We start from the raw sequence: 20,992 nt of genomic DNA, 5'->3' as shown, positions 1-20,992 counted from the left end.
GATCCAAGCGTCGCGAATCGAAGATTCGCAGAACTCGGACCGGGCCAATTCCGCTATCGGTGGGTCTTCAGGCCGTGTCCGTAAGCAAACAGCGGGTCATAGTCGGAATCGCCGATGTTGATCGGCTCCTGGTCGACCGAACGGGGCCAGGTCACCGGGAGCTTCCCGGTGAAGGGGCGCTTGCCGAAGAGTACGTCGGCGACTCCCTTGCCCTCGCTGCCCGGCAGCCAGGAGGCCACCAGGGCGTCGATCTGCCCGAGCAGCTCGGGCGGGATGATCATCGGACGCCCGGAGACGACGAGCACCGTGCAGGTCGCCGCGGCCGCGCAGACCGTCTCGATCGCCTCCGTGTCGGCGTCGCTGAGCTGCATCGTGAGCGCCGGCCGAAGCACGCCACCCTCACCGGGGTCGTAGCCCCAGCGCGGGCCGCCGACGTCACCGAAGCCCTCGGCGTACGGGTGCTCGCCGACGACCACGACGCCGTGCGCCCCGGCCGGGACCGGCGCGGAGGCGTCGGGCGAGTGGGTCACCTCGCCTCGGGCCGCGGACTCGATGCCGTCGAGGATCGTGTCGCCGGGGATCTGGTGGGTCGAGTTGCCCTGCCAGGTGATCGTCCAGCCGCCGGCCTGGTCGCCGATGCTGTCGGCCTTGCTGCCCGCGACGTAGACGTCGTCGCGGCCGGAGAGCGGCAGCGCGTGCCTGTTCCGGAGCAGTACCTGCGACTTCGCCACCGCCTCGCGCGCGACGCGACGGTGGTCGGCACTGCCGATCTCGTCGATGTTGCGCCGGTCGGTGAACGGCTTCTCGAAGAGCCCGAGGTCGAACTTCGCGGTCAGGATCCGGGAGACCGCATCGTCGATGCGGGCCATGGGGACCTTGCCGTCCTCGACCGCAGCGGTCAGCGTCTCGATGAACTGCGGGTAGCCGACCGTGTCACCGGAGAACGGCTCCATGAACATGTCGAGGCCGGCATTGACCGAGGTGGCCACCTGCTCCGCGTACGTCCCCGGGATCTGGTGGATCCCCCGCCAGTCGGAGATCACCAGGCCGTCGAAGCCCTGCTTCTCCTTGAGCCAGCCGGTGACGAGCTCCTTATGGGCGTGCATCTTGAGCGGGTTGCCGAGTCCGTCCTCGGTCCAGTCGACGCTGGAGAAGGACGGCATCACCGAGCCGACGTCGTGCTTCTTGATGGCGGTGACGTACGGCGAGAGCGCCAGCTTGTCGAACTCGGCGCGCGAGGCCTGGGTGATGCCCTGGTCGATGGTGTAGTCGCCCTCACCCGTGCCGAACGTCGTGAAGCCGTCGCCGGCGAAGTGCTTGGCGGTGGCCAGGACGCGGTCGGGATCGTCGAGCTCACGCTTGTCACCCTGGAAGCCCTCGATCATCTGGGCCATCTGGGCAGCCAGCTTCGGGCTCTCGCCAAAGGACTCGTACGTCCTCCCCCACCGGTCGTCGCGGGCGACGCAGACGCACGGGGCGAAGGTCCACTGCGGCCCGGAGGCTCGGGTCTCCTCCGCGGTGATGTGCCCGATCCGCTCGGCGAGCTTCGGGTCGCGGGTCGCGCCGAGGCCGATGTTGTGCGGGAACACGGTCGCGCCGTTGAGGTTGCCGTGACCGTGGACAGAGTCGACGCCGTAGAGCAGCGGGATCCCCAGCCGGGTCGAGAGCGCCTGCTCCTGGAAGGCATCGACCGTGTCGGCCCAGGCCTCCGGGGTGTTCTCGGCCGGGGTCGAGCCGCCGCCGGAGAGTACGCTGCCGAGCCCGAGCTCGGCGATCTGTGCGGGGTTCGCGGCGACGTCTGCGCGCTCGGCCTGGGCCATCTGACCGACCTTCTCGGCCAGCGTCATCCGGGCGAGCAGGTCGGCGACGCGGGTCTTGGTCGCCAGACGTGGGTTCTTGTAGGGCAGCGTGTGGCCAGAGCGCGTGAGCGCATCGGTGGACACGCCGGCGGGCGCGCTGGTGGGCGCCGCACTGGATGCGGGGGCAACGAAGAGCGTGGCGCAGAGCAGACCGGCGAGAGCCGAGGCTCCACCGATCGCGCCGCGCCGTCTGTGTGATCGCACGGGACAGGCCTCCTGAGAGTGATCTGCCGGCACCTCGGCATTGGGGTGCCAGGACTCGTGAGAGCGCTCCCAGCGTGACGGCGATCACACCGTCGGTCAATGGCTACGCGTGCGTAACCCCGTGAATTTCCTCAGATCTGGTCAAGCAACCAGGACGGTCCCAGGGCCGTGGCACCGCCGCAGCGTGCCTGCAGCATCCGGTCGGCGGTCACCAGCGTCACCCGGTCACCCTTCTCCATCGCCTCACGGACGGCACCGACGATCGCGGCGTCCCCGTCCTTGGGCGCATGGACGGTGAGCACGTGGGCGTCGCGGCCGGGACGTACGCCGCCCTTGGCCTGTCCCTCCAGGACCAGCACGATCCGGTCGTGCGGGAGGTCGGCCACCAGGAGTGCCTCGTGCAGCCTGCGCGCGGCGCCGGCCCGGTCCTTCCACCAGCCGTCCGGACGGGCACCGACAACATTGGCGCCGTCGACGACCAGAACCGTAACCACGCCGCCAGGATATGCACCCGCCCCGGCGCAAGCCGCTGGGACCCTCAGCAAGAACCGCGCACATGCACCGAAGTCGCAGGCCGCGAGGGCCTCCGAGGTGCCACTTCCACGCATGTGCGCGGAAGTGGCTGGACCGTCAGTTCACGGCGATCCGGGCCAGCACCGAGGTGATGAACGGAGCTTTCCCTGCCCGGTAGGCCGGTCTGTCCTCGTCGTCGGCCGAGGCTAGCCGGCGTTTGATCGCGGCGTAGGTCTCGCGGTCCTCGGCGTTCGTGCGCAGGTGGTCGCGGAAGGCCAGCCAGGTCGGCCAGCCCTCCGAGGACTCCTCGACCACGTGCAGGTGATGGGTGCGAAGAGCGATCGACGGCGAGCACCACGACCACTTCCGCTGCTCGACATCGCTAGGCTCGGGGGCCGCGACCCAGGCAACGTCTTCCAGCGCAGGAAGAGAGCTCCCCACCGCCTCGTACGAGCTCACCACGGCGAGCATGTCGATGATCGGCTTGGCCGGAAGGCCGGGCACCGACGTACTTCCGATGTGCTCGACCGGGCGCACCAGGTGCTCGGCCAGGAGTGGTTCCACCAGCGACCGCGCCGACTCGAAGGACCGTGCCCACTGCGGGGAGTGGTCGACGACGACGATGCGGTCGAGGCGGGTCACTTCAAGAACTTGGAGAAGTCCCCGGGCAGGTTGAGCTCGGCGGCAGCCTTCTCGTAGTCGATCTCCTCGCCACCCGGCACGCCGAACGGGTTGGCGGCAGCCGGCTTCTTCTCGGCGTCTGCCTTCGCCTGCTGGGCGGCCTTGGCCGGGTTGCCGGACTTGCGCGCGCCCTTGCCCTTCTTCTTCTGGGCCACCTGCTTGGCGCCGGCGCGCTTGCCGAAGCCGGCACCGGGCGCGCCGGGCATCCCGGGCATGCCGCCGCCGGAGGCGAGCTGCTTCATCATCTTCGACGCCTCGGTGAAGCGCTGGATGAGCTGGTTGACGTCGGAGACCTGGCGGCCCGAGCCCTTCGCGATTCGGGCGCGGCGGGAGCCGTCGAGGATCTTCGGGTTGGCGCGCTCGGCCGGGGTCATCGACTGGATGATCGCCTGGATCCGGTCGATCTCGCGCTCGTCGAAGTTGTCGAGCTGATCGCGGAACTGGCCCATGCCCGGCAGCATGCCCATCAGCTTCGACATCGAGCCGAGCTTGCGCAGCTGCTGCATCTGCTTGAGGAAGTCCTCGAGCGTGAACTCGCCGGTCGCGATCTTGGCCGCGTCCTTTTCGGCCTGCCCCTGGTCGAAGGTCTTCTCGGCCTGCTCGATCAGGGTGAGCATGTCGCCCATGTCGAGGATGCGGCCGGCCATCCGGTCGGGGTGGAACAGGTCGAAGTCGGTCATCTTCTCGCCGTTGGAGGCGAACATGACCGGCTTGCCGGTGATCTGGACGATGGAGAGCGCCGCACCACCGCGGGCGTCGCCGTCGAGCTTGGTGAGGACCACGCCGTCGTAGCCGACACCGTCGAGGAAGGCCTGCGCGGTGTTGACCGCGTCCTGACCGATCATCGCGTCGACGACGAAGAGGACCTCGTCGGGGTTGACGGCCGCCTTGATGTCGGCGGCCTGCTTCATCAGCTCCTCGTCGATGCCGAGGCGGCCGGCGGTGTCGACGATGACCACGTCGTGGAGCTTGCGCTTGGCCTCCTCGACGGCGTCACGGGCGACGTCGACCGGGTCTCCGACGCCATTGCCGGGCTGGGGCGCGTAGACGGGGACGCCGACACGCTCACCGTTGACCTGGAGCTGGTTGACCGCGTTGGGCCGCTGCAGGTCGGCGGCCACCAGCAGCGGCGCCTTGCCCTGCTCCTTCAGCCACAGGGCAAGCTTCGCGGCCAGGGTGGTCTTACCGGCACCCTGCAGACCCGCGAGCATGATCACCGTCGGGCCGGTCTTGGCGTAACGGAGTCGGCGGGTCTCGCCACCCAGGATCGTGACCAGCTCGTCGTTGACGATCTTGACGATCTGCTGGGCGGGGTTCAGCGCCTGGCTGACCTCCTCGCCGCGCGCCCGCTCCTTGACCCGGGCGACGAACTCGCGCACCACCGGCAACGCGACGTCGGCCTCGAGCAGCGCGATGCGGATCTCGCGAGCGGTGGCGTCGATGTCGGCTTCGGTGAGGCGGCCCTTGCCCCGAATGTTCTTGAACGTCGTGGCGAGCCGGTCGGAGAGCGTGGCGAACAAAGCGGTCCTTCAGCAGAGTGGTGGTCTTGCCAAGACTAACGAACAGATGTGCGCGAGATGGCATCCGGCTGGGAAGGGGCGGTGGATGCTGACCGAGGTAACTCGGTCAGCGATCGCCTCCCTCGTGGAGTTCCGCGAAGGAGGCGATCGCTCGCCGAGTTACCTCGGTCAGCATTCGAGGGCCGCGCGGACCGCGTGCGCCGCCTCGGCCGCCCGATGCTCGGCGAGGACTCCGGCCGAGGCCTCCTGGAGGTAGAACACGTCGACGGCCTGCGGGCCGAGGGTGGAGATATGGGCGGACCGGACGGCGATCTCCATCCGCGCCAGCGCGACGGCGACGGTGTAGACGACCCCGGGACGGTCGATGGTGCGCACCTCGAGGACCGTGGCCTTGCTGGATGCCTCGGGACGTACGACGACCGAGGGCTCGCTCCCCCGCGCGGCCGCGCTCGGCGCCAGCCTGGTCGTCGGGTCGAGGCGGCCCTCGGTGATGGCGGAGAAGCGGGTGCGCAGCACCGCGGCGTCGACATAGGAGTCGTCGAGGTCCCACACGCTCACCCCGAAACCGCCCTGCTGCCAGGCACGACAGGCTCTGACCGGCAGCCGCGCGACCGCGAAGGTGGCGGCCAGGTCGGCGAGCAGGCCGAGCCGGTCGGTCGCGATCACCCACACCCGGGCGCCGTCGGCGAGCGGCTCGGCACGGAAGGAGGTCGAGCCCGAACGTACGCTCTCGGGGATCTCCACCGCGGCCTGCGACCGCTCCCCCGCGGCGACGCCGGTGTCGAGGACCCGCGCGGCCCGGCGGGCGAGGTCCAGGATGAGCCGGGCCCGCCAGCTGGTCCAGGCCTGGGTGCTGGTCGCCCGCGCGTCCGCCTCGGTGAGCGCGGTGAGCAGGGCGAGCGCCTCGGCGTCGCCCATCGTGTCGACCACCAGGTCGACGGTCGCCGGGTCGTCCGGGTCACGGGTGGTCGCGGTCACCGACAGCAGCAGGTGCCAGCGCACCAGCTGCGAGATCAGCCCGACCTCCTCGTCCGGGAACCCCATCCGGGTGGCGATCCGGCGGGCGATCGGCTCCCCCGCGACGCTGTGCTCGGTCAGCGAACCCTTGCCGATGTCGTGGAGCAGCGCCGCGACCAGCAGCACGTCGGGGCGAGCCACGCGCGGCAGCAGCGCGACCGCCTCGATGCAGGTCTCGATGGTGTGCCGGTCGACGGTGAAGCGGTGGATGATCGAGGCGTGCGGGAGGAGCCGGATCCGCTCCCACTCGGGCAGGATCCGGGAGACCGCGCCGGTCTCCTCCAGGGTCTCCCAGACCGCGAGCAGCCCGCGTCCGGACCCCAGCAGCCGTACGAAGAGCCGACGGGCGTCCTCCGGCCACGGCTCAGTCAGCGCCGGGGTGTCCTTGGCCAGTCGCGCGGCGGTCGGCGGCGCCAGCGCGACCCCGTGCTCGGCGGCCAGCGCCGAGGCGCGCAGCAGCATCAACGGATCCCGCGCGGGACGGGCGCCCGGGACCAGCACCACCTCGCCGGACGCGAGCGCCAGCCCGCCGCCCAGGGGCGTCAGCCGCGGGCGGCGCGGTGCTCCGGGCCGGGATCGCTCCAGGACCCCGTCGACCCGTCGCCAGGCCAGGCGGGAGAGGTGGGCGAGGCGGCGGCCGATGGTGCGTACGTGGGCCTGTGCCGTGCGGGCGTCGGCCAGCTCGAGCCTCTCGGCGAGCTGGTCCCACATCTCCGGCACGACCCGGTCGGTGGCCCGGCCGCCGATCTCCTGCACGAGATCACGGACGTCGAGCAGAGCGCGGCGCGACTTCTCCAGGTCGACCGCGGGTACGTCGACCAGCCAGGTCGCCACGATCGCCTTGATCACGACCGCGTCCCGCAGCCCGCCGTACATCTCCTTCAGGTCCGGCACCGAGGCGTGGGCGAGCTCACCGGCACGCCGGTGCCGCTCCACGCTCATCGTCCTCAGCTCGGGCAGCAGGGCCCGGGCGTGCTTGCGCCAGTGCGCCAGCATCGTCGTACGCAGCCGCAGCACCAGGCCGCGGTCGCCGGCCAGGTGCCGGATGTCGAGCAGCCCGAGGGCGACCCGGAGGTCACCGGTCGAGGCCGAGAGCATCTCGGAGAAGGAGCGCACCGAGTGGTCGAGCTTGGGGGCGGTGTCCCAGAGCGGATACCAGACCTGCTCGGCGACCGGGCCGACGACGATGTCGTCGTCGTGGACCAGGACCACGTCCCAGTCGGAGAAGGGCGCGAGCTCCCCGCGCCCGTATCCCCCGACCGCGACCAGGGCGACCCCGACCTCGGGGCCGCCGGCCGCGGCGTACGCCTTGGCGCACTGCTCGTCTGCCTCGGCTGTGCGCGCCGCCCGGCCCTCAGCGGTCACGCGCAACCTCCTTCATGGATTCAGATCGCGGCGTCGTCGCGGTCGCCGGTGCGGACCCGCACGATGGTCTCCAGCGGGGAGACCCAGACCTTGCCGTCACCGATGCGCTCGGTCTTCGCCGAGGTCTCGATGGCGCTGACCACCGACTCGACCTCCTCGTCGGGCACGGCGATCTCGATGCGGATCTTCGGCACCAGAGCGACGTCGTACTCAGCGCCGCGGTAGACCTCGGTGTGACCCTTCTGTCGGCCGTAGCCGGAGACCTCGGAGACGGTCATGCCGGTGACACCGACAGCTTCCAGGGCGACGCGGACGTCCTCCCACTTGTGGGGTTTGATCACTGCGGTGACGAGCTTCATTTCTCTCCTCCGGTGGGATTCGATGGACCGGCACTCGGACGAAGCCTAATGGTCGAGCGGTCCACTGGATCAGAGCGCCTCGGCGTCGCGCGCACCGGTCCGGACCCGGACGACGGACTCGATCGGGCTGAGCCAGACCTTCCCGTCGCCGATCCGTCCGGTCTGGGCGGTCTTCACGACGATCCCGACGACGTCGGTCGCATCCTCGTCCTCCACCACGATCTCGATGCGGATCTTCGGCACCAGGGCGATGTCGTACTCCGCGCCGCGGTAGACCTCGGTGTGGCCCTTCTGCCGGCCGTAGCCGGAGACCTCGGAGACGGTCATGCCGGTCACACCGAAGGCCTCCAGGGCCTCGCGCACGTCCTCCCACTTGTGGGGCTTGATCACTGCGGTCACGAGTTTCACGAGAGGGCGCCTCCAGAGGTCCTTGATCCTGTCATCTTCGCCGCCACCTTCACCCGGGGACGTTTCGACACCCCGAAGCGTCTGTTTCCACTGTGTAACAGACCATTTCCCCGTACGTCGCCGAAGCGTCGAAACAGCCGGGAATTCACCCGCGCCGAACCCGCGCGGCGCCACCAAAGGTCGCTACCCTCGTCGCATGTCGCACTACGCCGTCGAGATCGACCTCGATCACGCCAACACCAGCCATGTGCAGGTCATCGACCTGGCTGCGCCGATCGCCTCGGCGGACGGCGGGAAGCGGGTCCTCGACGTCGGCTGCTGGACCGGCGAGATCGGCCGGATCCTCACCGAGCGCGGCTGCGCAGTCACCGGCATCGAGATCGATCCCGAGGCGGCGAGCCTGGCCGAGAAGGTCCTCGAGCGGGTGGTCGTCGCCGACGTCGACGCGACCCCGCTGACCGAGATCGTCGAGCCCGGCTCCTTCGACCTGGTGATCTTCGCCGACGTGCTGGAGCACCTCGTCGACCCGCGGGCGGCGCTCGAGCAGGCTCGTGACCTGCTCGCCCCCGACGGGCGGGTGGTCATCTCGATCCCCAACGTCACCCACGGCTCGGTCCGCCTCGCCCTGCTCCAGGGCCGCTGGCAGACCACCGACACCGGTCTCCTGGACCGCACCCACATCAAGTTCTACTCCCGCGAGGGGCTGCTGCAGCTCTTCACCGACGCGGGCTACGCGGTCGAGGACCTGCGTGGCACCACCGCCGACCCGCTCAACGTCGAGGTAGCGGTCGACCCGGGCCTGCTTCCCGAGGTGGCCGTGGAGTGGGTACGCCAGCAGCCCGACGCGCTGGTCTACCAGTTCCAGCTCTCCGCCCGGCCGCTCGCCGACGGCGAGCTCGCGCCGGCCGCCCCCGAGCTCGTCCAGGCCGCGCCGGCCGACGAGGTCCGGCTCCGCGACGTACACACCCGGAAGTTCGAGGAGGTCACCCGCTCCCGGCTGGCCACCCGGGACCACATCCTCGGCATCCAGGCCTCCGCCAACTCCGCCCAGGCCCGGGTCGGCACCCTGTCCAAGCAGCTGCGCGAGGCCCGCGAGGTCAACCGGCGCCGCCGCGAGCGCATCGAGCGGCTGCGCGGCAGGGTCGCCGGCCTCGAGGCCGACCTGACCTACGCCACCCGCCACCCGGTGCGGAACTTCGGCCGACGAGTCGTCCGCCGCCTCCGTCGCGCAGCCCAGGGCTGAGCACCGAGTCGGCTCGTCCTGACCAAGATCCCGGCCGAGTCGGCTCGTTATGACGCGCCGACTCGGCGGTGAATCCGGTCAGTTTGCGCCGACTCGGCGTTCACGGGGTCAGCGGACGCCGTTGGAGTAGGCCTCGCGTACGTCCTTGTAGTTGCCCCAGCGGTTGTTGATGAAGTCCTTCTCCCAGTCGTGGACGGCGTTGTCGCGGCTGACGGACTCGAAGTGGAAGAGGGTGACGTCGTGGAGCCAGACGAGGCGCAGGCCCAGTGAGCGACGGACCTTGAGGCACAGGTCGACGTCGTTGTAGTTGATCGGCAGCCGCTCGCTGAAGCCACCGGCGTCGAAGAAGACCTCGCGCCTCATCGCGACGCAGGCGCCGGTCAGCGCGGAGGTCTCCCTGTTGATGTGCAGCTCACCGTGGTTGCCGCGCTCCTCGGGGCGGGCCCGGTAGTAGGCGTGGGTGATGGTGCCGCTGCCGTAGACCAGGCCGGCGTGCTGGATGCGGAAGTCCTCGAAGAGGAGCTTGGGGCCGGTCATACCGACGTCGGGCTCGCGCAGCGGCGCGATCAGGTTCTCGATGACGCCCTCGGAGTAGGCCTCCATGTCGTCGTTGAGGAAGACCAGGACGTCACCGGTCGCATGGGCGGCGCCGACGTTGCACTTGGCGCTGAAGCTGAACTTCTCGGTGAACTCGACCAGCTTGACGTCGGCGCCCTCGATCGCCCGCAGCGCCTCCAGCACCGGGGCCGGGGTCGGGGTGTCGTAGACGATCACGAACTCGACGTTGCGGTGCTCGGTGGAGGCCACCACCGAGCGGACGGTCTCGACGACCATCGCGCGCTTCTCGCCCCACACGATCGCGCTGGTGCCGATGGTCGGGATGATCACGCTCACCGGGGTGTCCAGGTCGGGCTCCCGCTCGACCCGGTAGAGCCCGGGCGAGACACCGTGCGAGGCCGTGGCCCGGATCCCGAGCCGGTCGAGATGGGCCTGCACGGCGCGTACGCCGGCGTCCCAGGCGTACGGCTTGGCGTGGTTGTCCGCGGCGGCGGAGCCCGGCACCTGGCGCCAGTGGTAGAGCGCGCCGGGTACGTGGACGATGCGTCGCGCGCGCTCGCTGACCCGCAGCACGAGGTCGTGGTCCTGGGAGCCGTCGAAGCCCTCCTGGAAGCCGCCGACCTCCTCCACGACGGAGCGGCGCAGCACCGAGAAGTGGGTGCAGTAGTTGTGGTGGCGCAGTCGCTCCGGGGACCAGTCGGGCTTGTAGTAGGCATCGCGGAGCTCCCCCGCGTCCGACATCAGGTCCTGGTCGCTGTAGGCGTAGTCGAGGTCCTCGAACCGGTCGTAGGCACGGACCATCTTCTCCAGCGCGTTCGGCTCGAGCACGTCGTCGTGGTCGAGCAGGGCGACCAGCTCGCCGCTCGCCTCGGCCAGCGAGGAGTTCGAGGCGGCAACGATGCCACCGTTCTCCGCGCGCTCCACGATGCGCACCCGCGGCTCGTTCGCGGCCAGCTCCCGCAGCCGCGGCAGCACCCACGCAGCCGGCGAGCGGTCGTCGCTGAGAACCCACTCCCAGTCCTCGTGGGTCTGGCCGAGAACCGACGCGATCGTGTCCTCGAAGGCATCGGCGGGCGGGTTGTAGACAGCGGTGATCAGCGATACCCGGGGCGATGGCATGGTCTTCAGCCTATGACCCCTGTGGATGGTTCGCAGCGCCCGACACGAGGCGCTCAGCCGTTTGTGGATGGTCGTCATCTCAACTTCTCGGCGGGTTCACCGAGTGTCCAGAAGACGACGGCAGCCGCCCCGGAGGGAGGGTCGGGGGCGGCTGCCGAGCCAGGGGTGGCGTACGTCAGAAGCGCAGGCCACGCAGGTAGGAGTAGCCCACCTCCGCGGTCTGGATCGGGGTGACGTCGGGGCTGTCGTTCTCCACGATGTAGTCCTCGACCTGGTGGGCGCGGAAGATCTTGGCGAAGTCGATGAACCCGGTGCCGAGATCGACGTGGTCGCCGGTGGCCTCGTTGCGGTCCTTGACGTGGTACTGGCGGACCTCGAGCGGAGCCCGGTCGACGACATCGATCGCGAAGTCGATCGCCTCGTCGCTGGACATGCCGAGGTTCACCCCACCGGTGACGGCCCAGTAGAGGTCCACCTCGAGGTGGACGTAGGCCGGGTCGAGCTCCCGCATGAACACGTCCCAGGGCGTGACCCCGCCACCGAGATCGGTGGTGAACTCATGGGCGTGGTTGTGGTAGCCGTAGCGGAAGCCGCGCCGCTTCGCGGCCGCCGCCTCGTTGTTCATCTGGTCGGCCCAGGCCTGCCAGTCGGAGAGCGAGCTGGAGGCCAGGTAGGGGACGTTGAGGTAGCGGACTCCGAGCGTCTCGGAGTTGTCGAACTTGGTCTCGAGCGCCGCGAAGCTGCTGCTCAGGCCGTCGTGGCTGGAGTTGGAGCGGATCCCGAGCCCGTCGAGGACGCCTCGGATGTCCGCGGCGGTACGCCCGTAGAGACCGGCCAGCTCGACACGGTCGTAGCCGATCTGCGCCAGCTTCTTCAACGTCGCGTCGACACCTGCCCCGGTCATGATCGAGCGCAGCGTGTAGAGCTGGATGCTGATCTTGTCGGCCGGGACCCGGCGACCGCCGTGTCCACGGCCGGAGCTGGCGGCGGCCTGTGCCGGCGCGGCCAGAGCACCACCGACCCCGAGTGCGGCTGCACCCGCGGCGGCGCCACGGATGAGGGAGCGCCGGCTCAGCCCGCGCTGTTCGAGTGAGCGCTGCAGCGCACCGTCACCGTCGAATCCAAAACACATCTCGTAACTCCTTCTTTTGTTGGTGTTGCGGGTCAGTCGGCGGTCGAGAACGCCGCGTCGAAGGAAGCCTCAGGGGCGTCGAAGGCGAGCCGGCGGACGAACTCGAGCGCCTCGGGAGCGCCGATGAGGCGGTCCATGCCGGCGTCCTCCCACTCGATCGAGATGGGGCCGTCGTAGCCGATGGAGTTGAGCATCCGGAAGCACTGCTCCCACGGCACGTCGCCGTGGCCGGTCGAGACGAAGTCCCAGCCGCGGCGCGGGTCGGCCCAGGCGAGGTGGGAGCCGAGCCGGGCGTTGCGGCCGTTGCCGGTCTGCATCTTCGTGTCCTTGCAGTCCACGTGGTAGATCCGGTCGCGGAAGTCCCACAGGAACCCGACCGGGTCGACCTGCTGCCACACCATGTGGCTGGGATCCCAGTTGAGCCCGAACGCCTCCCGATGACCGATCGCCTCCAGCGTCGCGACCGTCGACCAGTAGTCGTAGGCGATCTCGGAGGGGTGCACCTCGTGGGCGAACCGCACCCCGCACTCGTCGAAGACGTCGAGGATCGGGTTCCACCGGTCGGCGAAGTCCTGATAGCCGGCCTCGACCATCTCCGCAGAGACGGGCGGGAACATCGCGACGTACTTCCAGATCGAGGAGCCGGTGAAGCCGACGACGGTCTTGACGCCCAGGTTCTTGGCCGCCCGGGCGGTCATCTTCATCTCCTCGGCGGCCCGCTGACGTACGCCTTCGGGGTCGCCGTCGCCCCAGATCTTGGCGGGCAGGATGTCGCGGTGGCGCTGGTCGATCGGGTCGTCGCAGACCGCCTGGCCCTTGAGGTGGTTGGAGATCGCGAAGACCTGCAGGTTGTGCTTGGCCAGCAGGTCGAGCTTCGCCCGGACGTACGTCTCGTCCTCGGCGGCCTGCCAGGGGTCGAGGTGGTCGCCCCAGCAGGCGATCTCGAGGCCGTCGTAGCCCCACTCGGAGGCGAGGCGGCAGACCTCCTCGAACGGCAGGTCGGCCCACTGGCCGGTGAAGAGCGTGATCGGTCGGGTCATGGTGTGTGTCCTTCCTCAGGGGAGCAGAGATGCAAGCAGGTCGCGGACCTCGGTGGCCTCGAACCGGTCGCGCTTGACGGAGGCGTCGGAGCAGACGAGCACGGGTCCGTGCTCGGGGTCCTCCGGCAGCCGGCCGTGGCTGCCCGAGACCGGGGCGGGGTCGAGCGGCACCACGCTCATCGCGTAGCGCAGCCCGGCCGTCTTGCGGGCCAGAGTGGTGGCGGCGCGCAGCTTGACCCAGCGGTCCTCGGGGTCGAGGAACAGCTCGGCGGGGTCGTAGCCGGGCTTCTTGTGGATCTCGACGCCGCGGGCGAAGTCGGGTGCGTTCGCGTCTTCGAGCCAGTAGTAGTAGGTGAACCAGGCATCCGACTCGGCCACCACGACCAGCTCGCCCGCGCGCTCGTGGTCGAGTCCGTACGCCGCCTGGCCGGCGCGGTCGAGCACCTCGGCGACCCCGTCGAGGTCTTGGAGGAGCTTCCGGACCCGTTCAAGGTCGGCCGGGTCCTTGACGTAGACGTGGGCGATCTGGTGGTCGGCGACCGCGAAGGCGCGCGAGGTCCACGGGTCGAGCAGCTCGCCGGTGGCGTTGTGGTGGACGTGCAGGAGGCCCTCGCGGCGCAGCAGCCGGTTGACGTCGACCGGGCGGGAGGCCTTCGTGATGCCGTACTCGCTCAGCAGCACGACCCGGACGCCCGCGGCCTCGGCGTCGTCGAGCAGCGGTGCCAGGGTGGCGTCGACGTCGCGGGCGGCCTGGGCCGCCTGCGGGCTGTCGGGGCCGAACCGCTGCAGGTCGTAGTCGAGGTGCGGGACGTAGACCAGGGTGAGGTCGTGGTCGGGCATCACCTTGCGGGCCGCCGCGACGATCCAGGCCGAGCTCTTGATCGAGGCGGTCGGCCCCCAGTAGGTGAACAGTGGGAACGGCCCCAGCTCCTCGGTGAGGGTGTCGTGGAGCTCGGGCGGCCAGGTCCAGCAGTCCGGCGACTTCTTGCCGTCGGCGTGGTAGGCCGGGCGCGGGGTGACGGTGGTGTCGACGTCGGCGCCCATGGCGTACCACCAGCAGATGTTGGCGACCTTCGCGCCGGGGCGCCGGCGGCGGACGACGTCCCAGAGCTTCTCGCCCTTGACCAGGGCGTTGTGCTGGCGCCACAGGAGCACCTCACCCAGGTCGCGGAAGTACCAGCCGTTGCCGACGATGCCGTGCTCGCGCGGCAGCGCGCCGGTCAGGAAGGTCGACTGCACCGAGCAGGTGACCGCGGGCAGCACGGTGCCGAGCTCGGCGGTGAACCCCGACTCCCCCACCTGCCGCACCCGCGGCATGTGCCGGAGCAGCTCGGGAGTCATCCCGACCACGTCGATGACCAGCAGCTTCTCATTCATGCCGCCGCCTCCGTAGCGCAAGCGCCATCGTACGGACGCGGCGGCCTGAGGCCTATGGTCACTCGCTGACGCTCGCTCATGCGGAGGCCTCCTGCAGCTGTTCCAGACCGGCCTCGAGGAGCCGGTCGCGTGTCCAGGCCAGCTCGGCCGCGATGCCCGCGACCAGACCGGCGTCCTCGTTCGGGCGGATCCGCTCGGGCAGGACCCCCCAGGTGTACGTCTCGACCTCGAGGTGGTCGGTGTGGGCCACCGGGCCGCCGAGGAGCGCGTCGAGCGTGCCGGCGAGGTGGTCGCGGGTGCTGCGCAGCGGCGGGGCCGGATCGGCATGGAGAGGTACGTGGAAGTGCACCCGCCAGGGATGCTCGGCCGGCAGCGGGCGATGGCCGGTGAGCGCCTCGGGCAGGTCGTCGCGGCTGTCCACCCGTCCTCCGCGCGGCTCGCGGGTCTGGTGCAGGAAGCGGTCCTCGGCGTAGGACGCGAGCGCCTCCCGCGTCGCCGGATCGCTGGGGTCGTCGGCGTGCAGGGCCGCGGAGACCTGGACCTTGACGACCGGCAGCCCGGCCACGTGCAGCCGGTCGAGCGCCTCGGTGGCGTCCTCGAACTGGGTGGCGAGATGGCAGGTGTCGACGCAGATCCCGAGGTGGTCGGGGTCCAGCCCGGCGAGCCGGGTCACCGCGTCCCGGGTCGTCTCCACGACACAGCCGGGCTCCGGCTCGAACCCGACCCGCACCGGCCGGCCGTGCTCGGCCTCGATCCCGGCCAGGCCGTCGGCGAGCTCGCCGATCAGCTCCCGCGCCGCCCGGTCTCGGTCGGTGAACCACGGCGTACGCCAGCCCAGCGGGAGGGTGGAGATGCTGCCGCGTGCGGCATCGTCTGGCAGCAGCGCCGCCAGCACCCGGGCGCAGTCGAGGGTGTAGTCGAGGCGGCGTCGCGTCGACCAGTCCGGTGAGTAGACGTCGCGCTTCACCACCGGGGCGTGGAACCCGGCGTACGGGAAGGCGTTGAGGGTGACGACCTCGAGTCCGTGGCGGTCCAGGCCAGCGCGCAAACGCTCCAGGATGGACGGGTCGGCGGCCAGCTCGTGGGCGGTCGCGGCCGGGAGCCAGAGGCCGAGGCCGAGGCGGGAGACCCCGAGCCGGGCCCGCACCTCGCCGGCGTAGCGGCGCAGCTGGTCGAGGATGCCGTCGACGTCCTCGGCGGGGTGCACGTTGCTGCAGTAGCCGAGGTGGACGACCGTGCCGTCGCGGTGCCGGAACCTCATGCGCGCTCACCTCGCAGCAGCGAGTTGCCCGCGAAGGTGTCACCCTGGCCGGTCTCGGGAACATCGAGCAGGAGCCGTCCGCTCTGCCCGAAGAACTCCACCGGGTTGCGCCACAGCACCCGGTCGACGTCGTCCTCGGTGAAGCCGGCCGCGAGCATCGCCTCGCCGGTGGCCCGGGTGCGCAGCGGGTCGCTCTTGCCCCAGTCAGCGGCGGAGTTGACCAGCACCCGGTCGAGGCCGCGGCGCTGCAAGATGGCGACCATCCGGTCCGGATCCATCTTGGTGTCGGGGTAGATCGAGAAGCCCATCCAGGCGCCCGCCTCGTCGACGACATCGACGGTCATCTCGTTGAGGTGGTCGACGAGGACCATCCCGGGCTCCATCCCGGCCGCCTCGACCAGGTCGAGGGTGCGGCGGGTCCCGGCCAGCTTGTCGCGGTGCGGGGTGTGCACGAGCGCCGGCAGCGCGAACTCGCGGGCCAGCTCCAGCTGACGGCTGAACGCCTTCTCCTCGTCCTCCGTCATCGAGTCGAAGCCCACCTCGCCGACCGCGACCACGCCGTCCTTGGCGAGGTAGCGCGGCAGCAGGTCGAGCACCGGCGTGCAGCGCGGGTCGTTGGCCTCCTTCGGGTTGAGCGCGATCGTGCAGTGGTGGGCGATCCCGAACTGCGAGGCCCGGAACCGCTCCCAGCCGACCAGCGCGTCGAAGTAGTCGACGAACGAGTCGACACTGGTCCGCGGCTGGCCGAGCCAGAACGCCGGCTCCACCAGGGCTTGGACCCCGGCGGCTGCCATCGCCTCGTAGTCGTCGGTCGTACGCGAGCTCATGTGGATGTGCGGGTCGAAGATGCGCATCAGGACTCCCGAGTGGTCTGGGTGGGGGCGGGCAGGAAGGACAGCGCGTCCGCGGGCACCTCGCGGCCGGCCGCGCGCCGCTCGGCGGCGTAGTCGGCGACCATCCGGCGCAGCTCGTCGTCGGCTCTCTCCAGGCCGGCGACCAGCCGAAGAGGTACGCCGACGAAGAGGCACTTGAGCACCGCCTGGCGCCACGCGGCGTCGTCGAGCCGCGAGGCGTACGTCCCCAGGGCCGCGGCCACCAGGCGCGGGTCGTTGGTGCGCAGCGCGTCGTGGACCAGGTCGAGGGCGCGGTCACCGATCAGGTCCTCGATCTGCCCGAGGCCGAGCAGGACCGCCCGCCTCTCGTCGGCATCGCCGAAGCGGTAGAGGTCGTGCACCTCAATGCTCAACGCGTCCGGATCACCGGCCAGAGCACCGCCGAGCGCCGCCAGCAGCCGGAGGCGTACGCCGTCCTCGACCCGCTCCGCGCCGGGCTCGGCCGAGGTTCCGGGCGTGCGCCCGATCTCCCTGGCCGCGGCCGGGAATCGGGTCCGGATCCGGGTGGGCTCGGCCTCGATCTCGGCGCACCACGCGTCGAGTGTCCGCTCGTCGGCAACCGTGTTGGTCTCGACACGCTCGCTGGCGCTCGCGGCTCGACCGACGGGGGCATTGCTGGTCGAGCCGCCGGAGCCGCTAGGCGGAGGCGTGTCGAGCGTTGTATCGAGCTTGTCGAGATGACCAACACGGTCACCTTCAGCTGACGCGTTCATGCGCGCACCTCCTCAGGGTCGGGCAGCCCCTCGAGGGTCTCGCGCAGGAACGCGAGGGAGCGCTCGGCGACGACGGGGGCGGCGTGGGACTGGCGGGGCAGCTCGAGCGCGGCGAGCCCGGTGTAGCCGATCTCGACGAGGGTGCCGAGCGCGGCGGCGAAGTCGACCTCACCGGTGCCCAGCTCCAGATGCTCGTGGACGCCCTCGACCATGTCGTCGACCTGCACGTTGGCCAGCAGCGGACCGGCCAGACGGATGGTCTCGGCCATCCCGCGCGGCTCGTTGCAGACCACATGGCCGAGGTCGAGGGTGACCCGCAGCAGCTTCGGGTCGTCGAGGCGCCGGCGCAGCTCGAGCACGGCGTCGAGGGTGTCGACGAAGTGCCCGGGCTCGGGCTCGACGGCACACACGACGCCGCGACGGGTGGCCAGGTCGAGGACCCGCCACACGCCGTCGCACAGGCGTCCCCAGGCCCGGTCCTCGTCGACGCCGTCGGGCAGGGTGCCCGACCAGAACGAGACCGCCTCCGCGCCGAGGTCGGCGGCTACCTCGACCGCCCGGTGCAGGTAGTCGACCCGACGGGTCGCGTCCGGGCCCGCGTGCAGCAGGGTCGGGTAGTGCTTACGGAGCGGGTCGAGGATGTAGCGAGCGCCTGTCTCGATCACGACCGACAGGCCGAGCTCGTCCAGCCGGCGGCCGACCTGCGCGACCCGGCCCGCCAGGTTCGGTCGGAAGGGGTCCAGATGAAGGTGGTCCAGGGTCAGCGCGACCCCGTCGTAGCCCAGCGCGGCCAGAAGGCTCAGCGCGTCCTCGAGCCGGTGGCTGTGCATGCCGTTGGTGCCGTAGCCGAACCGCAACGCGCTCGCCGTGCTCATGTCGGTGACACCACCTTCGAGGCGGCCTTGACGATCGGGCCGGCGGCCAGCAGCGCGACCGCCGCGAGCGGGGAGCGGCGGGCCACGAGCGCGGCCTGGAGCGGGATCATCCCGCGGATCCCGGCGCCGGTGGCGTGCCGGACCGTACCGGCATCCGGCGAGGAGACCGCGGCGAGCTGGGCGGAGCCGACACTGTGGGCGTACGTCGCGGCGAGGGCGACGGGCAGCACCGCCCGCCCGTGGCCGGCCGCGACGGCCGCGGTCGCGACCGTGGCCGCACCTGCGAGACCCGCCGTGACGGGCCGGGTGCCGTGGACCTCGCCCCGGCTGAGCAGGGTGACCCCGGCGGTGTGGGCGGCGAGGAGGCCGGCAGGCACCAGCCCGGCCCGCGTACGTCCGCTCGCGCTCGCCCCGAGGAGCACGTCGAGCCCGCGGGCCGCGGCCATCGCGACCGGCCCGGCCGGGGTGTCCTTGAGGACGGTGTCGTAGGCCCACACCGTGCCGGCCAGGGCTGCCGCTGTCGCCGCGGCCGGACGGCCTCCGACCAGGGCGGCCAGCCCGACGCCCGCCGCGGTCAGCCCGACGGCGACCCCCAGCGCCTGCCGCGGGCTCACCCGCCCCGACGGGATCGGCCGCTCGGGGCGCTCGACGGCGTCGAGGTCCCGGTCGGCCCAGTCGTTGAGCGCCATCCCGGCCCAGTAGAGCGCCACCGAGGCGGCCGGCATCGCGACCGCCCGGACCGCAAGCGGACCGGCCGCGGCGGCCCCGGCCAGGGTGTCGCCCGGCACGGTGAGGGCCGCCGGCAGCCGGACGAGCTCGGCGAAGGCTCGGACGGAAGACGTCATGCGCCCACCTGGCCGACCCGGCCGCACCACGCGACCAGCTCCTCCCACTGGGTGCCGAGCCGGTGCTCGACCGAGCCCGCCGGGTCCTTGAAGAAGAACCCGAACGGAAGCGGTCCGCTCTCCCCCGCCTCCTGCGCGCGCAGCGTCAGCCGGGCCAGGTCGAGCACCAATGGTGCGGCCAGCGCCGAGTCGCAGCCGCTCCAGGTGAACTGCAGCGACATCCGTACCCCGAGAAAGCCCTCGAAGGAGACGTGGTCGATGGCGGTCTTCCAGTCGCCGTGGTCGGGGACGTAGTCGATGTGCATCGGCCCCTCCACCGGGTGACCGAGCATTGCCTCCAGCCCCTGGGCCTTGGTGACGAGCTTGCTCTGCGCGTTGGCCGGGTCGGCGAGCGTGGCGCCGTCCCCGCCACCGAGCATGTTGTAGGAGGCCCACGCGTTGACCTGCAGCGCCCGCGTCGAGAACATCGGCGCCAGCGCCGACTTCAGCAGCGTCTCCCCGGTCTTCCCGTCCGAGCCCGCCCACGGGAGCCTGGTCCGGTCGGCGAGGGCGACGAGCACCGGGAGCCGCGGCCCGGGACTGGGCGTGAACGAGACCACCGGGCATCCGGCCCGGTAGGCGGCCAGGACGTAGACGGAGCTGGCCGGCAGCGGCGACTCGCCCGCGGCCAGCGCCGCGTCCAGGGCGTCGGGATCGGCGAGCGGCCCACCGTCGGTGACCTCGGCCGGCGGCTCGGTGCTCGCCACGTCCACCACGACCACCCGCTCGAGCCCGTGCTCCTCGCGGAAGGCCACCAGGTCGGCGGTCAAACGTTCGACCGCGACACCCTGCGGTTCAGCGCTCGCCGGGTCATAGCCCGTACGCAGCCGCCTCTCGACCTCCGCCAGGTCGCCCGCGATCGCCGGCAGGATCCCGGACGGCACGACCCCGCCCGCGGCGAGCCGCTCGGCCCGCTTCACCAGCGGGTCCGCGCCCAGGTCGTGCCCGCCGATCACCAGATCGTCGAGCGAGGGCAACCCGGCGGCCGCGACCTCCGGCTGCTCGGCGACCAGCCCGACCCGCCCGGCGAGCCCGGCCCGTACGGCCAGCGCCCCGACCGTCGTGGTGACGCCGACCGAGCCGCGGGCGCCGACCAGCCAGAGCCCGACCCCGCCGCTCATCGGTCCGCCTCGCAGCGGAAGCGCGCGGCCCCGGCGACCATCTGGATGCCGCCGAGCACGTGGGAGAGGAACTCCGGCTCGGTGTAGGACTCCGAGGTGTGCCCCATGCCGGTGTAGAAGGCGCGGCCGCCGTCGTAGCGGTGGCACCAGGCGATCGGGTGCGGGTTCCCCATGGCGTACGGGGCCGGGTCGTAGCTGCGCTCGTCGAGGTCGGCGAGGACCCGGATCGAGTCGGCCGGACGGTCGCGGAAGCTGTACCACTCGTCCCAGCGGGTCCACCGCCTCGGCAGCTCGGCCGTCGCCGCGGTGTTGTGCGCGTGCACCTTCACCGTCGCGGTCTGCTGGGCGGGGTGACCGGCGAAGTAGGCACCGACGAGGCCGCCGTACCAGGGCCAGTCGTACTCGGTGTCGGAGGCGGCGTGCACGCCCACATAGCCGCCACCGCCCTGGATATAGCGCTCGAACGCCGCCTGCTGCCCCGCATCGAGCACATCACCGGTCGTGGAGAGCCACAGCACCGCCTCGTACGCCGCCAGGTCGGTGTCGTTGAACACCGCCGCGTCCTCGGTGGCGGTCACCGTGAAGCCGTTCTCCGCTCCCAGCCGCTCGATCGCCGCGATGCCGTCAGGGATGGATCCGTGCCGGAACCCGGCGGTCTTGGAGAACACCAGGACGTCGTACGTCCCGTGCCCATGACCCCCGCCAGGGCGGTCGGCGGTGGCGGACGGCGCCGGCGCCAGTGCGGCGACGGCCACCAGTGCCGCGCCCGCGATCAGAGTTCTGAACCTTCTCGATCCGTACTTCATGATGAGGTCCCTTCCGAGCTGAGTGGCTGAGTCATTCCAGAGGT

At 71.1% G+C, this 20,992-nt stretch carries 19 protein-coding genes; 1 reads left to right on the top strand and 18 read right to left on the bottom strand.

What is annotated here, in order from left to right:
• Positions 1-53: 53 nt before the first annotated feature.
• From BLT25_RS20285 to BLT25_RS20255, 7 genes are all read right to left on the bottom strand, one after another.
• Positions 54-2,063 (bottom strand): glycoside hydrolase family 3 protein, encoded by a 2,010-nt coding sequence (locus BLT25_RS20285; RefSeq protein WP_091049704.1) that lies wholly within the window; start codon positions 2,061-2,063, stop codon positions 54-56.
• 131 nt (positions 2,064-2,194) lie between these two features.
• Positions 2,195-2,557, bottom strand: a complete 363-nt coding sequence (locus BLT25_RS20280; protein ID WP_091049702.1) for a hypothetical protein — start codon at positions 2,555-2,557, stop codon at positions 2,195-2,197.
• A 136-nt stretch (positions 2,558-2,693) separates the two neighbouring features.
• Entirely contained in the window at positions 2,694-3,218 is a 525-nt protein-coding gene (locus BLT25_RS20275) for a GrpB family protein (RefSeq protein ID WP_091049700.1), read from the bottom strand.
• Positions 3,215-4,777, bottom strand: coding sequence for a signal recognition particle protein (gene ffh, locus BLT25_RS20270; protein ID WP_091049698.1), 1,563 nt, complete (start codon positions 4,775-4,777; stop codon positions 3,215-3,217). Before ffh ends, BLT25_RS20275 begins: the two co-directional genes overlap by 4 nt.
• 168 nt (positions 4,778-4,945) lie before the next feature.
• Positions 4,946-7,159, bottom strand: a complete 2,214-nt coding sequence (locus BLT25_RS20265) for a [protein-PII] uridylyltransferase (RefSeq protein WP_176884098.1) — start codon at positions 7,157-7,159, stop codon at positions 4,946-4,948.
• A gap of 20 nt (positions 7,160-7,179) precedes the next feature.
• Positions 7,180-7,518, bottom strand: coding sequence for a P-II family nitrogen regulator (locus BLT25_RS20260; RefSeq protein ID WP_008363338.1), 339 nt, complete (start codon positions 7,516-7,518; stop codon positions 7,180-7,182).
• Positions 7,519-7,587: 69 nt separating this feature from the next.
• Positions 7,588-7,926 carry a P-II family nitrogen regulator gene (locus BLT25_RS20255; protein ID WP_091050095.1) on the bottom strand — a complete coding sequence of 113 codons (339 nt, stop codon included), beginning with the start codon at positions 7,924-7,926 and terminating at the stop codon, positions 7,588-7,590.
• Positions 7,927-8,122: 196 nt separating this feature from the next.
• Here BLT25_RS20255 and BLT25_RS20250 point away from each other — a divergent pair, with 196 nt between their 5' ends.
• Positions 8,123-9,169: a class I SAM-dependent methyltransferase gene (locus BLT25_RS20250; RefSeq protein ID WP_176884096.1), complete on the top strand. Its 1,047-nt coding sequence runs from the start codon at positions 8,123-8,125 to the stop codon at positions 9,167-9,169.
• 108 nt (positions 9,170-9,277) lie between these two features.
• On the opposite strand, the gene BLT25_RS20245 is transcribed toward BLT25_RS20250, so the two are convergent.
• From BLT25_RS20245 to BLT25_RS20195, 11 genes are all read right to left on the bottom strand, one after another.
• A complete protein-coding gene (locus BLT25_RS20245) occupies positions 9,278-10,846 on the bottom strand; it encodes a glycosyltransferase family 2 protein (RefSeq protein WP_218131423.1) in 1,569 nt (522 codons plus the stop codon).
• Between the two features lie 175 nt (positions 10,847-11,021).
• A complete protein-coding gene (locus BLT25_RS20240; protein ID WP_091049689.1) occupies positions 11,022-11,978 on the bottom strand; it encodes a sugar phosphate isomerase/epimerase family protein in 957 nt (318 codons plus the stop codon).
• A 32-nt stretch (positions 11,979-12,010) separates the two neighbouring features.
• Positions 12,011-13,018, bottom strand: a complete 1,008-nt coding sequence (locus tag BLT25_RS20235) for a sugar phosphate isomerase/epimerase family protein (protein WP_091049687.1) — start codon at positions 13,016-13,018, stop codon at positions 12,011-12,013.
• Between the two features lie 15 nt (positions 13,019-13,033).
• Positions 13,034-14,395, bottom strand: coding sequence for an alkaline phosphatase family protein (locus BLT25_RS20230; protein ID WP_091049685.1), 1,362 nt, complete (start codon positions 14,393-14,395; stop codon positions 13,034-13,036).
• A 76-nt stretch (positions 14,396-14,471) separates the two neighbouring features.
• Entirely contained in the window at positions 14,472-15,656 is a 1,185-nt protein-coding gene (gene eboE, locus BLT25_RS20225; protein WP_091049682.1) for a metabolite traffic protein EboE, read from the bottom strand.
• Positions 15,653-16,510, bottom strand: coding sequence for a TatD family hydrolase (locus BLT25_RS20220; RefSeq protein WP_091049680.1), 858 nt, complete (start codon positions 16,508-16,510; stop codon positions 15,653-15,655). The genes eboE and BLT25_RS20220 overlap by 4 nt, the downstream gene beginning before the upstream one ends.
• Positions 16,510-17,262 carry an EboA domain-containing protein gene (locus BLT25_RS20215; RefSeq protein WP_176884093.1) on the bottom strand — a complete coding sequence of 251 codons (753 nt, stop codon included), beginning with the start codon at positions 17,260-17,262 and terminating at the stop codon, positions 16,510-16,512. The genes BLT25_RS20220 and BLT25_RS20215 overlap by 1 nt, the downstream gene beginning before the upstream one ends.
• Positions 17,259-18,137, bottom strand: coding sequence for a sugar phosphate isomerase/epimerase family protein (locus BLT25_RS20210; protein ID WP_091049678.1), 879 nt, complete (start codon positions 18,135-18,137; stop codon positions 17,259-17,261). Before BLT25_RS20210 ends, BLT25_RS20215 begins: the two co-directional genes overlap by 4 nt.
• Positions 18,134-18,982, bottom strand: coding sequence for an SCO3242 family prenyltransferase (locus BLT25_RS20205; RefSeq protein ID WP_091049675.1), 849 nt, complete (start codon positions 18,980-18,982; stop codon positions 18,134-18,136). Before BLT25_RS20205 ends, BLT25_RS20210 begins: the two co-directional genes overlap by 4 nt.
• Complete coding sequence (locus BLT25_RS20200) at positions 18,979-20,142, bottom strand: inositol-3-phosphate synthase (protein WP_091049673.1); 1,164 nt, start codon at positions 20,140-20,142, stop codon at positions 18,979-18,981. The genes BLT25_RS20205 and BLT25_RS20200 overlap by 4 nt, the downstream gene beginning before the upstream one ends.
• On the bottom strand, positions 20,139-20,948 hold the full coding sequence (locus tag BLT25_RS20195; RefSeq protein ID WP_091049670.1) for a ThuA domain-containing protein: 810 nt from the start codon (positions 20,946-20,948) through the stop codon (positions 20,139-20,141). Before BLT25_RS20195 ends, BLT25_RS20200 begins: the two co-directional genes overlap by 4 nt.
• Positions 20,949-20,992: the final 44 nt, after the last annotated feature.

The sequence above is a fragment of the Nocardioides sp. YR527 genome (genome assembly GCF_900101045.1).
GTDB lineage: Bacteria > Actinomycetota > Actinomycetes > Propionibacteriales > Nocardioidaceae > Nocardioides.
This window is presented reverse-complemented; position numbering and strand designations above follow the sequence as displayed.

Bases quoted from the DNA above. Each gene is read 5' to 3' on its own strand.
- BLT25_RS20260 (WP_008363338.1), bottom strand. From the start codon at position 7,518: ATGAAGCTCGTCACCGCAGTGATCAAACCCCACAAGTGGGAGGACGTC.
- BLT25_RS20250 (WP_176884096.1), top strand. From the start codon at position 8,123: ATGTCGCACTACGCCGTCGAGATCGACCTCGATCACGCCAACACCAGC.
- BLT25_RS20245 (WP_218131423.1), bottom strand. From the start codon at position 10,846: ATGCCATCGCCCCGGGTATCGCTGATCACCGCTGTCTACAACCCGCCC.
- BLT25_RS20240 (WP_091049689.1), bottom strand. From the start codon at position 11,978: ATGTGTTTTGGATTCGACGGTGACGGTGCGCTGCAGCGCTCACTCGAA.
- BLT25_RS20235 (WP_091049687.1), bottom strand. From the start codon at position 13,018: ATGACCCGACCGATCACGCTCTTCACCGGCCAGTGGGCCGACCTGCCG.
- BLT25_RS20230 (WP_091049685.1), bottom strand. From the start codon at position 14,395: ATGAATGAGAAGCTGCTGGTCATCGACGTGGTCGGGATGACTCCCGAG.
- eboE (WP_091049682.1), bottom strand. From the start codon at position 15,656: ATGAGGTTCCGGCACCGCGACGGCACGGTCGTCCACCTCGGCTACTGC.
- BLT25_RS20220 (WP_091049680.1), bottom strand. From the start codon at position 16,510: ATGCGCATCTTCGACCCGCACATCCACATGAGCTCGCGTACGACCGAC.
- BLT25_RS20215 (WP_176884093.1), bottom strand. From the start codon at position 17,262: ATGAACGCGTCAGCTGAAGGTGACCGTGTTGGTCATCTCGACAAGCTC.
- BLT25_RS20210 (WP_091049678.1), bottom strand. From the start codon at position 18,137: ATGAGCACGGCGAGCGCGTTGCGGTTCGGCTACGGCACCAACGGCATG.
- BLT25_RS20205 (WP_091049675.1), bottom strand. From the start codon at position 18,982: ATGACGTCTTCCGTCCGAGCCTTCGCCGAGCTCGTCCGGCTGCCGGCG.
- BLT25_RS20200 (WP_091049673.1), bottom strand. From the start codon at position 20,142: ATGAGCGGCGGGGTCGGGCTCTGGCTGGTCGGCGCCCGCGGCTCGGTC.
- BLT25_RS20195 (WP_091049670.1), bottom strand. From the start codon at position 20,948: ATGAAGTACGGATCGAGAAGGTTCAGAACTCTGATCGCGGGCGCGGCA.